Below are 12782 nucleotides of genomic sequence, written 5' to 3'. Positions count from 1 at the left end.
CTCCGATCTAAGGCCAAAGCCGGGCTTTGCCAAGCGGGCGTGAAGCGGGTAGGAGGCAATGAGCCGACAAAAAGGGAATCGTGCCATGACCCACACACCAGGGATCGTCATTACCGGAGCATCAGGTCGCATGGGCCAGATGCTGATGAAAACCGTGCTGGACAGCGATGCGGCGAAACTGGTGGGCGCGGTTGAGCGCAAGGGGCACGATTGGGTGGGTCGCGACGTGGGTGAGGCCATGGGTGGCCAACCCCTAGGCGTTATCGTCACCGACGACGCATTGGAGGCGTTTTCCCATGCGCAGGCTGTCATCGATTTCACAGCCCCCGAAGCGACATTGGAGTTTGCTGCCTTGGCCGCACAGGCGCGCTGTGTGCATGTGATTGGCACCACAGGTATGTCGGATGAGCAGATTGCTCGGCTTGAACCGGCGTCCCGTCACGCCGTCATTGTGCGGGCAGGCAACATGAGTCTGGGTGTGAACCTGCTGGTGCAGCTGACCAAAAAAGTCGCCGCCGCCCTGGACGAAGATTTCGACATCGAAGTGATCGAGGCGCACCACCACCACAAAGTCGATGCACCCTCGGGCACGGCCCTAATGCTGGGCGAGGCCGCCGCCGAAGGGCGTGGCGTTGATCTGAACGACGTGTCAGACCGGGCGCGGGATGGCATCACCGGCGCGCGCAAGCGGGGCGACATCGGCTTTCACGCCGTTCGCGGAGGTGACATCGTGGGCGAGCATGACGTGCTCTTTGCCGCCCCTGGCGAACGCATCGTTCTGCGTCACCTGGCCACTGATCGCGCAATTTTTGCCCGCGGGGCGCTCAAGGCGGCGCTTTGGGGGCAAGGCAAGGCACCCGGCGAATATGATATGGTTGACGTTCTGGGTCTGTGATCAGCCTGTCCGTCCGGACAGTTGCCTTCGGCGTGTGTAAGTGTCAGGCTGATACCTGAACGCACCACGCCAGAGGTTGAGCTAAGATGGATTGGAAGGCAATTGCGGAGCCTTGGTTAAGGGTCGAGGCGGAAACCGACGCAGCCCACGCTCCGGTGTTGGAGGGGTTGATGGCTCGGGCGGGTCTAAGCGCGGGGCAATCAGTGCTCGATATTGGCCCCGGCGCTGGCATTTCCCTGTTGCACGCGGCCGGGGCTGTCGGGCCAACGGGCCGCGTGACAGGGATCGAGATCGCGCCGCCCTTTGCCGAACGCGCCATCGCCCGGGCACCGAACAATGTGGAACTTCTGATCGGGGATGCGGCGAGCTATCCATTTGCTGGTGAAGGGTTCGATGCGGCCATCTCACTGTTTGGCGTGATGTTCTTTGCCGACCCGGATCAAGCCTTTGCCCACATGCGCACGGCGTTGAAGCCCGGCGCAGCGCTGAACTTTGCCTGCTGGGGACCACCCAAGGCCAACCCCTGGTTCAGCATGCCGGGTCGCATCGCAGCCGAGGTGTTCGGGCCGGGCCCGGGTTTTGATCCCGACGTGCCGGGGCCGATGTCATTGAGTGATCCCAACAAGATCAACCGGATCTTATCCGGCGCAGGGTGGTCCGTGGACATCGACACACAGGATCTGCACCTGACACCGCGCGGCACGCCCGAGGATGTGGGCAAGACGCATTCGATAATCGGGGCTGCTGGCATGCGCATGGGCGTGGAAAAAGCAGCGGGCACGCTAACGCAGGCACATCGCGACGCTGTTCGATCAAAACTTGTTGCCGGTTTCGCTGAGATGGCCCAGGGCGACACGGTTCGCGTCCCCGCCCAAATCCATTTCGTACGCGCCATCGCCTGACGGCGCGCACGGCCCTTGGATCAGAGGTCTTTCATCTTGTCCGCGCGCAGCGGGCAGGACAGGTAGACACCGAACTCTTTGCCGATGTCGGCGCTGACGCGGGCGTGCACCTTGCCTTGGCGATCTAGGAAACGCTGGTTGTCTTCGACCGGGAAAATCCCCTCGTGCCAGATGCCAGGATGGATATAGAGCCCGCGCGATCCGTCACACCAGAACGCCACCACCTTGTCCGGTGTCAGGTTGTCACCGGGAAAGGCGACGGGCACGATGAACGGCTTGTTGTCCAGCGGCCAGAACATTTGCCCCCCGTCAGGGTGGTAGTTCATATGCCACAACAACACCTGATCGCGCGGCGCGGTCTGCTCTTCGGTCTTGGCCTGTTGCGGATCCGCGGACCAGCCGAGAACATAGTGGCCTTTGACCGCCTCGTTCTCGCCATAGAGCACATCACCGTGCCAGTCGCATTTGAACGTGCCCTCGACCCAGCCGGCCTCATCCCCTGTGCCGTCATCAATCGGACGCCAGCCCTGCTGTGGCCAGCGCACAATCTTAATCTCGAAGGTGTCGGGGTCATCGACCAGACAGCCATAATCTTTCACAGACGCGTCGGTGGCCCGAATCAAAGGCACCTCATGCCATGGCAGAGAGGGTTTGGAACTGACCTCGAAGATATATTCGGGCGCGCTCACGCGGCACCCAGGTGACGGTCGACCATACGCTGCACCATCGGGGCGAAATGAGCAAAATCCGGGGTGTCCATGTCTGCCCGTTTGCCCGCCTCGTCCAGATATCGCACCTGAATGATCTCTTTGAGGTTCGGGTTGGCCTCAAATTCGGCAACCTCTTCAGCGCTCATCGGCCCACCTTGTAGCTCCAGAGTATGCACCGAAGCGGTGGACAGGCGGTTGAAGTATTCGGGCTTGGTCGCACACAGATACCGCTTGGCCGCCACATGAAAGCGGCAGCAGTCGGTGATCACTGAGGGAAAGAACTGTTCCAGCACCTCGGCACCGGCATCCTCGTGATGGCGGTCTTCGGTGTCGTCGGGGTGATAGGTCCCGAACTCGGAGGTGAAGTGGCCGATGTCGTGCAGCAGGGCGCCGACGATGATCTCTTCGGGCTGGCCGTTCTGCTCGGCAATCGTGGCGCCTTGCAGCATATGCTCGGCCATGGTCACCGGCTCGCCCAGGTACTCTTCCCCACCGCGCCGCTCAAAGATGTCGGCGATGAAGGCCACGATGTTCGAGCGGTCCAATGTCGAGAAATCGGGTTTCATTCCGCTGCCTCCGGCTGCGCCATATCCATGGCAGCCAATGTCGACAGCAGTCCATCCTTGTCGGCGTAACAACCCTGCAACCAACGCGACCCAGCCCCGGAATAGCCCAGACGCGCGTGCAACACGCGGGTGTTGTCGACGATGAAGCTCTCGCCAGGTTCCAGCTTGAAGGACACACCCATGGCCGGATCGTCGATGATCTCGCCCAACTGGCGATAGGCGGCATAATAGGCCTCCATCTTGTCGTAGGGCACATCAACGATAGGCGCGGAAGAGCGGTTGTTGAACCGGATGCCGACCAGCTCTCCATCAGGCGACAGTTCGATCATCGGACGGCGCGAACGCAGGCAGACCCCGTCCGACCCCTTGTATTCGAAACGCGCTGGGTAACCTGCCAGCAGGGCAAATCCTTCGGGGTTTTCGTCGCGCAGCTTTTCGGCTGCACGGAACCCATCCACAACGATCGAATCCCCGCCCTCGGCCGAGTTCTCCAGGCAATAGAGGATTTGCAGCGTCGGCACCGGATCGCGATAGGGATTGTCGGTGTGTGCTTGCAGACCAAGGCCGGTGTAGGCCAGGTTGGTCGGGTTCACCTCGGTGCGGACCTCGAAATAGGGGCCATAGTTGGTCTCGCGCACATAGCCGAACAGATCAGCGACTTTCAGCAGCGATTCATGCTCGGTCGGGCCGCCGGTCAGCTTGGCAAAGCCGAACTCGGCCACGGCGGCCAGCCAATCGCGTTTGGCGGCATGGGTCGACTGAACGGCGGACCAATCGCCACTTGGCGCTTCAATGCCGCGTTCCCAGGTGGTGATGCCTGGCGCCATGCGACCAAAGTCATTGGCTTGCGCGCGGTCATAGCTATGTTCGGCCAGCCAATCGGCGGGGAATGTGACAGTTTTGTTTTCAGGCGCAAAGGTCACGGACAGATCGCCATTCCCTACCTGTGCCGCGCTGATCGCGATGTCGGCGGGAATGTCGCCAATGGTGATCAGGCGCTGACCGTTGCCCGGCGCGCGGGTCTCGGGGTCCAGCGCATTGTCGCGCAGCCAGATGGCGTGGAAGCGGGTGGTGGTGCCATCATCAAACTCGATCGTGACGACGGACGGATCATGGGTGGCAGAGCGCAGCATGGGGTCTCTCCTTGTGGCGCGAGCTTTCCCTTGAGGAAATAGCCGCTGCATGCCATCACGACAATTAAACCTTATTCTATCTCAGGGTTGGAAAATCTTATGGATGACAAAAAGGTCGGATTGCCGCCGTTGGACTGGCTGCGCGTGTTCGAGGCCGCCGGGCGATTGGGCGGGTTTTCCGCCGCTGCCCGCGAATTCGGGATCTCGCAGGCCGCCGTCAGTCAACGGATGGGTAACCTCGAGGCGTGGCTGGGCCGCAGCCTGTTTGTTCGCGAGGCACGCGGCGTGTCGCTGACCACCGATGGTGAAAGCTATCTGCCGCTGGTGCAGGACAGCCTGACTGCGTTGGAACGCAACACCGAAGACTTGTTTGGAACAGCTCCAAAAGAACTCCGGCTGGCGGCGTTGAGTTCGCACATCGACACGCTGATTCTGCCACGCGTTGGGGCGTTCTGGTCGCAGTACCCCAACGTGCGACTGGTCACGGACTCTGTCGCCAAACGATCCGAGTTTGACGAGGAACGCACCTGGCTGCAACTGCGCTATGGACGCGGAGCTTGGGCGGGGCGCAAGGCACGATTGATCGAACAAGAGGTTTTGGTGCCTATGCTCGCGCCTGACGCACAGGGACAAGACTTGCCCCGGATCGAGGTGCGCGGCGAACGCCCGGGTTGGCAGGATTGGAGCCGTGAGACAGGCGGCACGGTGCCCGGCGGCGCGAGCCTGAGCGTTGATTCCATGGTGCACGGTCTACGCGCCGCCCGCGAAGGTCTGGGCGTTGTCTTAGGCTCTTTGCCCCTGGCGCAACCTGATCTGACCACGGGAAATCTTGTGCAAACATCGGATCAAAAGTTGAAGACGCGGGACGGATATTGGCTGACCTGGCCCGAGGATCGGCTTTATTCCAAGTCATTGCGTCGGCTTGTTTTTGCTCTTTTGGATGATCTGATAGCAGGAACCTTGAACCAAACCCCTTATTTTAGAGGCAACTAAAGACTTTATTGCGAATAATTCTCAATAGCATTGACTTACTTGCGAATTGTTCTCAATTTATGTTGGACGTACAAACCAGAGGTTCGACATGATTCTGCGACGCTCTTTGCTGATTGCTGGTGTACTGCTGGCCCTGCCGTTCACGGCCTGGGCGCAGGACCCGCTCAAGGTGGTGGCCACAACGGGCATGATCGCGGATGCAGCCCGCCAAGTCGGCGGGGATGAGGTTGAGGTGAAGGGCCTGATGGGGCCGGGCGTTGACCCGCATGCCTATCGCCAGACCCGCAGCGACATCGTGGCCATGACCCGCGCCGATCTGATCCTGTGGCATGGGCTGTACCTTGAGGCGCAGATGGAAGGTTTCTTTCACGATCTCGAACGCAAGCGCACCGTTGTGGCTGTGGCCGAGGGCTTGGACAAATCGAAACTGCGTGCCCATGACGACTATGCCGACAAATTTGACCCGCATGTGTGGATGACCCCGGACCTGTGGCGAGATGTGGTGATCGAAGTGCAAAAAGCCTTGACCGACGTACGTCCTGAGGCGGCGGAAGTCTTCGCGGCCAACGCTGAAAAGCATCTGGCCGATCTGGACCGCCTGTCCGCTTACGCGGCCGAAACCCTGATTCAAGTGCCCGAAACCAACCGCGTTTTGCTGACGGCGCATGATGCCTTTGGCTATTTCGGTGGCAGCTATGGGTATGAGGTTTTGGGTATCCAAGGCATCTCGACCCAGTCCGAGGCGGGCCTGAACCGCATCGGTGAACTGGTGGACCTGTTGGTTGATCGCCAGATCACTGCCGTCTTTGTCGAAAGCTCGGTCTCTGATCGGTCCATTCGCGCCCTGATCGAAGGGGCCGCGGCGAAGGGGCACAAAGTGCACGTCGGTGGCGAACTCTTTAGCGATGCTATGGGCGAAGAGGGCACCTATGAGGGAACCTACATCGGCATGCTCGATCACAACATCACGGTCATTGCCGGGGCATTGGGCGCAGAAGTGCCTGCGCGCGGCATGGACGGCAAGCTGTCGGCGGGGTTCTGAGCGATGTTGGAACTGGCAAGCAGCAACGGTATTGCAAACACCAACGAAGCTTTGGCTGAAAGCCCACTAGCGATCCGGGGACTGACTGTCTCTTATGGTCAGAAACCAGCCGTGTTCTCGGTGGATATGACCGTTCAAGCTGGTGCAATGACTGCGGTTATTGGTCCAAATGGCGCGGGCAAGTCGACCATGCTCAAGGCCGCACTGGGTATCGTCAAACCGCTGTCGGGGCAGGTCACAGCTTTTGGAAAACCGCTCGAGGATCAGCGCGCCCGCGTCGCCTATGTCCCGCAGCGCGCAAGCGTTGATTGGGATTTTCCGACCCGCGTGATCGACGTTGTTCTTATGGGGCTATACCGCGAGCTTGGTCTGCTGGGCCGTCTTCGCGGACGACACAAGGCCAAGGCGATGGATTGCCTGAACCGTGTGGGTATGCGCGATTTTGCCGACCGCCAGATTGGTCAACTGTCTGGCGGGCAGCAGCAGCGCGTCTTCCTCGCTCGCTCGCTGGCGCAGGATGCGGACCTGTATCTGCTGGATGAGCCTTTTGCCGGTGTTGACGCTGCAACCGAAAAGGCGATCATCGCAGTGCTGAAATCGCTCAAGGACGCCGGGAAAACAGTGGTTGTGGTGCATCACGACCTCGCAACGGTGACCGACTATTTTGACCACGTGTTCCTGATCAACACTCGCAAAGTGGCCGAAGGACCGGTGGACGTGGCCTTTACCGCTGAAACGCTTCAGGCCGCTTATGGCGGTCGCCTGGCAACCGCGCAGATCGACCAACTGTCGCGCGCGGCCGGCTAGATAGACGGACGCAATCGTTATGCTCAGCGATGCTTTGCTTTTACAGCTTGGCTACAACGCCACCTTGGTTGCCATTGGCGCGGCCCTGTTAGGCGTGTCTGCCGGTGTAACTGGCACCTTTTTGTTCCTGCGAAAACGCGCCCTTGTCAGCGATGCGATCAGTCATGCAACTTTGCCAGGTGTCTGCATCGCCTTCATGGTGATGGTTGCGCTGGGCGGGGACGGCCGCAACCTGATCGGCCTTTTGCTCGGCTCTGCCCTGTCGGCTTGGGTTGGGCTCTTGTGCCTTAACTGGCTGACGCGCCACACCCGATTGGCCGAGGATGCAGCCATCGGTTCTGTCCTGTCGGTGTTCTTTGGCTTTGGCGTCGTATTGCTAACCGTGATCCAAACCATGGGCGTTGGGCGGCAAGCGGGGCTCGAGGGGTTCTTGCTGGGCTCGACCGCGGGCATGCTGTGGGCCGATGCGATGATCATCGCGGTGGGCGGCGGCGCGACGCTGCTGTTGATCCTGCTCTTGCGCCGCCCGATGACGTTGGTGTCGTTTGACCCCGAATATGCCGCCGCACGCGGTCTGCCCGTGGCACGCATCGATCTTGCGATGATGGGGTTGGTGATGGCCGTCACGGTCGTGGGGCTGAAAATCGTTGGTCTGATCCTGATCGTGGCACTGCTGATCATCCCGCCCGTGACGGCACGTTTCTGGACAGAACGCTCGGACCGCGTGGTTCTGCTCAGCGGTCTGGCGGGTGGCGTGTCCGGCTTTGTCGGCGCTGCGATCTCGGCCTCAGCCCCCAATCTGCCAACCGGTCCCATCATTGTCTTGGTGAGTTTTGCGCTCTTTGCGCTGTCGATGCTGTTGGCGCCCAATCGGGGCGTTCTGGCGGCGATCCTGGGGCATCTGCGGTTCCAGCGCCGGGTGCACCTGCGCCAGGGGCTTCTGGCTCTGGCCCAAGGGCAACCGATCTATGAGCGCCTTACGCTGCGTCTGCTCTCGCGTGCCGGTTTCGCCCGCGCCGACGGGGTCGCGACCGAGCTCGGCCGCGCTCGCGCCGCCAAGGCCCTGCGTGACGAGAAGCGATGGGAAGTTGTGCGCGCCGACCAGTCGCATGAGGCTGCGGCGGCGCTTTACGATGGGCTGCGCGACATCGAAACGGTCCTGACCAAGGACCAGATCGTCGACATCGACCGCCGCATCGGTGGCCCGCAGGAGGTGCCCGCATGAGCGGCGAAGAATTTGTCCCGCTGTCTCTGACACCCCTGTTGATCGGGATCTTTGCGGCTGTTGCCTGTGCCTTGCCAGGCAACTTTCTGGTGCTGCGCAAACAGGCCCTGATTGGCGATGCCATTAGCCATGTGGTTCTTCCGGGCATTGTCGTGGCCTTTCTGCTGACCGGAGTGATCTCGGCCTGGCCGATGATGTTGGGTGCCGCCGGAGCCGCCTTATTGGCCGTTGTGATGATCGAAGCCATCCGCCGTCTGGGCCGGATCGAACCAGGTGCGGCCATGGGCGTGGTGTTCACCACCATGTTTGCGGGCGGCGTTCTGCTTTTGGAACAAACAGACACCTCGTCAGTGCATCTGGACGTGGAACATGCGCTTTATGGCAATTTGGAAAGCCTGATCTGGCTGGATGCTGTCGGCTGGTCTTCGCTTCTGGATGCACAGGCTTTGGCAGGGTTGCCCGTGGAACTGGGCCGGATCGCCGCGACTCTGATCGGGGTTATCGCCTTCATTTGGCTGTTCTGGCGACCTCTCAAGATCTCGACCTTTGATGAGGGGTTTGCCCGGACCATGGGCATCCGCACCAATGTTCTGGGATTGGCGCTGGTCGTGGTTGCGGCCATTGCCGCGGTTGCCGCCTTTGACGCTGTGGGGTCGATCATCGTGATCGCCATGTTCATCTGCCCACCCGCGGCTGCGCGGATGATGACCAATCAGTTGGAGCGTCAGATCGCTTGGAGCATCGGGTTCGCCACAACCTCGGCCATCGTGGGGTATGTTTTTGCGGGCTATGGTCCACTGTGGTTGGGTGCGGCAGACGCAGTCAGCGCAGCAGGTATGATTGCGACTGTTTCGGGCGTCATTCTTGCGCTTACCGCATTGTTCGGACCTTGCCGAAAACGAGCCGGTGCCCCGGCACAGGCCTGAGCGTTGCGAGGCCGGGCCAAGCCGTTGCCGAAGTGAGCCACTGGTAAACTCTGCGTGACGCGGGGGTTAAAAACAGCAGGCAAAGTCCCCAGCTTCAATTTATGGCAAGGGCGAATTTCAGCCCTGAGATGACCACCACTCACTCAAGGCCCGGTGCCGCCCACAGGTTTTGTTGATTGTCTTCAAACGTCGCAAAATGGGCGCGCCGGGTCTTTCGCTTTCAGCAGTAAACGGGTGGCAGAATCGCGTGTGACCATGCTAGGTCTAGCGGTATGGCAAGCCTGGACCCCAATATCAGCGGTTTTCGACCGGTTATCCGGCAACTTGACGACGCGGCAATCAACCGGATTGCAGCGGGCGAAGTTGTCGAACGCCCCGCGTCCGCCGTCAAGGAGCTGGTCGAGAACGCCATCGACGCAGGTGCCTCACGGATCAGCGTGGACATCGCCGACGGGGGCAAGACCCTGATCCGGGTCACGGATGACGGTTGCGGGATTTCGCCCGAGCAGCTGCCGCTGGCCTTGTCCCGCCATGCAACGTCGAAAATCGACGGTTCGGACCTGCTGGACATCCATACCTTTGGGTTCCGGGGCGAGGCGCTGCCTTCGCTGGGGGCCGTGGGGCGTCTGACTATCACCAGCCGGGTTCCGGGGGACGAGGCTGCGATGATCCGCGTTGCAGGTGGAAGGGTCGAGCCAGTCAAACCGGCGGCCTTGCGATCTGGAACTGTAGTCGAACTGCGAGATCTCTTCTTTGCGACCCCTGCGCGGCTCAAGTTCATGCGTACCGACCGGGCCGAAGCGCAAGCGATCACCGACACGATCAAGCGGCTGGCGATGGCAGAGCCATCGATCGGGCTGACCTTGCGCGATGTGTCCGGTGGCGGAGAAGGACGGATCGTGTTCCGGGCCGATGCCGAAAGCGGTGATCTGTTTGATGCGCTGCACGCGCGCCTGGCCCGTGTCATTGGGCGTGAGTTTGCTGAAAACGCTTTGCGGATTGAAGCCGAACGTGAGGGCATTCGCCTGTATGGTTATGCAGCTCTGCCGACGTATTCCCGCGGCGCCGCCGTATCTCAGTACCTGTTCGTCAATGGGCGGCCCGTGCGGGACAAGATGCTGACCGGCGCGCTCAGGGCGGCCTATTTCGATTTCCTTAGCCGGGATCGTCACCCGGCGGCGGCCCTGTTCGTGGATTGCGACCCGACTTTGGTCGACGTGAACGTCCACCCCGCCAAATCCGAGGTTCGGTTCCGCGACCCTGGCATCGCGCGCGGGCTGATCATCTCGACCCTGCGCCACGCTTTGGCGGATGCTGGGCATCGTGCGTCGACCACCGTGGCAAATGCCACCCTGGGCGCGATGCGACCCGAGACTGCGCCGCACCCCGGTCCCGCGCGCATCTATCAGATGGACCGACCGTCGATGGGGGCACGTACCGCCGCTTACCGCGCGCAAGCGCCCGAGCCGATGCCAACGCCAGGGTTTGCCGAGCTGTCGCAAAGCTACTCTGGGCAGATGATCGAGCCCGCTGCCGTAGTCGAAGACCAAACTCCCGAGACACCAGTGGAGCAACTGCCGCTTGGGGCCGCGCGCGGGCAGGTGCACGAAAACTACATCATCGCGCAGACCGCCGATGGCATGGTGATCGTGGATCAACACGCTGCGCACGAGCGGCTGGTTTATGAAAAACTCAAAACCCAGATGGCCGAAAACGGGGTCGCTGCACAGGCGCTGCTGATCCCTGAGATTGTTGAGCTGTCCGAGGGCGATCGCGCCAGACTGCTCGACGTTGCGGATCACTTGAGCAAACTTGGTTTGACACTTGAAGCATTCGGCGGCAATGCGGTGGCTGTGCGCGAAACCCCGGCCATCCTGGGCGAGGTAAACGCCCGGGCGATGATTCTGGATATTCTGGATGAGTTGGCCGATCAGGGCGAAAGCCAGATGGTGCAAGCCCGAATCGAGGCGATTCTGAGCCGCGTGGCCTGTCATGGCTCGATCCGGTCAGGTCGCCGGATGCGCGGTGAAGAGATGAACGCGCTGTTGCGCGAGATGGAAGCAACGCCCCATTCCGGCCAATGTAACCATGGGCGGCCGACCTATGTCGAGCTCAAGCTGGCAGACATCGAACGGCTGTTCGGACGCAGTTGATTTTCCCCGGTCCCCTCGCTAGAGATCAGGAAAACAAAAAGAGAACACAGGCGAGGCGACGATGATCGAGATTGCAGGACAGACCTATTCGCTGGAGGACCCGATGGTCCTGATGGCCCTTGGTGCGGCCGCGATCTTGCTGCTTATCGCTTTGATGGTGTTTCTCAGCCTGCGAGCGGCCAACCGCTCGGCCCGGATGGCGGAACCGTTGACGCAGCAGATGGCGATCTTGGGTCAAAACGTACAGCAGTTGGGCGCGGGCCAAGAGCAGTTGCGTGGCGGGTTACAGCATGTGTCGGACACGCAAGCCAATGCACAGGTGCAGGTGATCCAGACGATGGAGGCGCGCCTGGGGGATGTGCAGCAGCACATGAACGATCGATTGGCGGACAATGCCATGCGCTCGGCCCGCGCTTTGGCCGAGATGCAGGAGCGGATGAAAGAGAGCCTGCATGGCTCGTCGAAACAGACCGCAACTTCGCTGACGCAGTTGCAGGAACGGCTCAAGACAATCGACAAGGCGCAGGACAACATCACCAAACTGTCGGGTGATGTTCTGAGTCTGCAGGACATCCTTTCAAACAAGCAAACACGCGGGGCGTTTGGGGAAATTCAGCTGAATGACATCGTGTCCAAGGCGCTGCCGTCCGACAGCTATGCCCTGCAGCACACGCTGTCGAATGGCAAGCGAGCGGACTGTCTGATCCACCTACCCAACCCGCCGGGTCCCATCGTGATCGACAGCAAGTTCCCACTGGAGCCTTACGAGGCGTTGCGCCGGGCCGAGACGCAAAGCGAATTGAACGAGGCCGCGCGGATGATCCGCACGGCGCTGCGGACCCACATCAAGGCAATTTCCGAGAAATACATCATCGAGGGCGAAACCGCGGATGGCGCTTTGATGTTCCTGCCGTCAGAGGCGGTCTATGCCGAACTGCACGCGAACTTTCCCGAGATCGTACGCGAAGGATTTTCGGCGCGGGTGTGGATCGTCTCGCCGACGACCTGTATGGCGACGCTCAACACCATGCGGGCAATTCTCAAAGATGCCCGGATGCGCGAACAGGCGGGCGCAATCCGCAAAGAATTGGGATTGCTGCACAAGGATGTGGAACGTCTAGGCGACCGGGTGGCCAATCTGGACCGGCATTTCGGGCAGGCGGCGAAAGATATCTCGGACATCAAGATCAGCGCCGACAAGGCGGGGCGTCGGGCTCTGCGGTTGGACAATTTTGATTTCGAAGAGTTGGCACCTGAAGACACCGGGTCAGTTGTTCCATTGACCAAGCCAGGTGAGTGAGGAGTTGACCCGACTCTAAGACGTTCTTGGGGTCATATGATTGATAGGTTCAAGTTTTTGGCAAGGGGTTTGGTGAAAAACCTCATTTCTTGGGGTGTATGCTCTGTGCAAAGACAGCCCCAAACGGAAT

12 protein-coding genes are annotated in these 12782 nt (G+C 60.8%); 9 read left to right on the top strand and 3 right to left on the bottom strand.

Annotated elements, in window-relative coordinates:
• The first annotated feature begins 85 nt into the window (after positions 1-85).
• Positions 86-895: a 4-hydroxy-tetrahydrodipicolinate reductase gene (dapB, locus tag TRM7615_RS00420; protein ID WP_108784945.1), complete on the top strand. Its 810-nt coding sequence runs from the start codon at positions 86-88 to the stop codon at positions 893-895.
• Positions 896-981: 86 nt separating this feature from the next.
• Positions 982-1797, top strand: coding sequence for a class I SAM-dependent methyltransferase (locus tag TRM7615_RS00415; protein ID WP_108784944.1), 816 nt, complete (start codon positions 982-984; stop codon positions 1795-1797).
• Between the two features lie 20 nt (positions 1798-1817).
• On the opposite strand, the gene TRM7615_RS00410 is transcribed toward TRM7615_RS00415, so the two are convergent.
• From TRM7615_RS00410 to tmpA, 3 genes are read right to left on the bottom strand one after another with little or no spacing between them, the layout of a single operon-like run.
• Entirely contained in the window at positions 1818-2486 is a 669-nt protein-coding gene (locus tag TRM7615_RS00410) for an ureidoglycolate lyase (protein ID WP_108784943.1), read from the bottom strand.
• Positions 2483-3073 (bottom strand): (R)-1-hydroxy-2-trimethylaminoethylphosphonate oxygenase, encoded by a 591-nt coding sequence (gene tmpB / locus TRM7615_RS00405; protein WP_108784942.1) that lies wholly within the window; start codon positions 3071-3073, stop codon positions 2483-2485. Before tmpB ends, TRM7615_RS00410 begins: the two co-directional genes overlap by 4 nt.
• Positions 3070-4206 (bottom strand): 2-trimethylaminoethylphosphonate dioxygenase, encoded by a 1137-nt coding sequence (gene tmpA, locus TRM7615_RS00400; RefSeq protein WP_108784941.1) that lies wholly within the window; start codon positions 4204-4206, stop codon positions 3070-3072. Before tmpA ends, tmpB begins: the two co-directional genes overlap by 4 nt.
• Before the next feature lie 99 nt (positions 4207-4305).
• Between tmpA and TRM7615_RS00395 the strand changes: the two genes are divergently transcribed.
• The 7 genes from TRM7615_RS00395 (at position 4306) to TRM7615_RS00365 (ending at position 12652) form a co-directional block, all read left to right on the top strand.
• Complete coding sequence (locus TRM7615_RS00395; protein ID WP_108784940.1) at positions 4306-5199, top strand: LysR family transcriptional regulator; 894 nt, start codon at positions 4306-4308, stop codon at positions 5197-5199.
• Positions 5200-5287: 88 nt separating this feature from the next.
• A complete protein-coding gene (locus tag TRM7615_RS00390) occupies positions 5288-6241 on the top strand; it encodes a metal ABC transporter solute-binding protein, Zn/Mn family (RefSeq protein WP_108784939.1) in 954 nt (317 codons plus the stop codon).
• Positions 6242-6244: 3 nt separating this feature from the next.
• Entirely contained in the window at positions 6245-7048 is an 804-nt protein-coding gene (locus TRM7615_RS00385) for a metal ABC transporter ATP-binding protein (RefSeq protein ID WP_108784938.1), read from the top strand.
• A gap of 19 nt (positions 7049-7067) precedes the next feature.
• On the top strand, positions 7068-8273 hold the full coding sequence (locus TRM7615_RS00380) for a metal ABC transporter permease (protein ID WP_108784937.1): 1206 nt from the start codon (positions 7068-7070) through the stop codon (positions 8271-8273).
• A complete protein-coding gene (locus TRM7615_RS00375) occupies positions 8270-9199 on the top strand; it encodes a metal ABC transporter permease (protein ID WP_108784936.1) in 930 nt (309 codons plus the stop codon). Before TRM7615_RS00380 ends, TRM7615_RS00375 begins: the two co-directional genes overlap by 4 nt.
• A gap of 272 nt (positions 9200-9471) precedes the next feature.
• The gene (mutL, locus tag TRM7615_RS00370) at positions 9472-11352 is read left to right on the top strand and encodes a DNA mismatch repair endonuclease MutL (protein ID WP_108784935.1); all 1881 of its coding nucleotides are present in this window, start codon (positions 9472-9474) and stop codon (positions 11350-11352) included.
• Between the two features lie 61 nt (positions 11353-11413).
• Positions 11414-12652, top strand: coding sequence for a DNA recombination protein RmuC (locus tag TRM7615_RS00365; protein WP_108784934.1), 1239 nt, complete (start codon positions 11414-11416; stop codon positions 12650-12652).
• The last annotated feature ends 130 nt before the right edge of the window (positions 12653-12782 follow it).

The organism is Falsiruegeria mediterranea M17 (assembly GCF_900302455.1).
Classification (GTDB): Bacteria; Pseudomonadota; Alphaproteobacteria; order Rhodobacterales; family Rhodobacteraceae; genus Falsiruegeria; species Falsiruegeria mediterranea.
This window is presented reverse-complemented; position numbering and strand designations above follow the sequence as displayed.

What these genes read in the sequence shown, in the direction of transcription:
- TRM7615_RS00415 (WP_108784944.1), top strand. Translation starts at nt 982, where the DNA reads ATGGATTGGAAGGCAATTGCGGAGCCTTGGTTAAGGGTCGAGGCGGAA.
- TRM7615_RS00375 (WP_108784936.1), top strand. Translation starts at nt 8,270, where the DNA reads ATGAGCGGCGAAGAATTTGTCCCGCTGTCTCTGACACCCCTGTTGATC.
- TRM7615_RS00380 (WP_108784937.1), top strand. Translation starts at nt 7,068, where the DNA reads ATGCTCAGCGATGCTTTGCTTTTACAGCTTGGCTACAACGCCACCTTG.
- TRM7615_RS00365 (WP_108784934.1), top strand. Translation starts at nt 11,414, where the DNA reads ATGATCGAGATTGCAGGACAGACCTATTCGCTGGAGGACCCGATGGTC.
- TRM7615_RS00395 (WP_108784940.1), top strand. Translation starts at nt 4,306, where the DNA reads ATGGATGACAAAAAGGTCGGATTGCCGCCGTTGGACTGGCTGCGCGTG.
- TRM7615_RS00385 (WP_108784938.1), top strand. Translation starts at nt 6,245, where the DNA reads ATGTTGGAACTGGCAAGCAGCAACGGTATTGCAAACACCAACGAAGCT.
- TRM7615_RS00390 (WP_108784939.1), top strand. Translation starts at nt 5,288, where the DNA reads ATGATTCTGCGACGCTCTTTGCTGATTGCTGGTGTACTGCTGGCCCTG.
- tmpA (WP_108784941.1), bottom strand. Translation starts at nt 4,206, where the DNA reads ATGCTGCGCTCTGCCACCCATGATCCGTCCGTCGTCACGATCGAGTTT.
- tmpB (WP_108784942.1), bottom strand. Translation starts at nt 3,073, where the DNA reads ATGAAACCCGATTTCTCGACATTGGACCGCTCGAACATCGTGGCCTTC.
- mutL (WP_108784935.1), top strand. Translation starts at nt 9,472, where the DNA reads ATGGCAAGCCTGGACCCCAATATCAGCGGTTTTCGACCGGTTATCCGG.
- dapB (WP_108784945.1), top strand. Translation starts at nt 86, where the DNA reads ATGACCCACACACCAGGGATCGTCATTACCGGAGCATCAGGTCGCATG.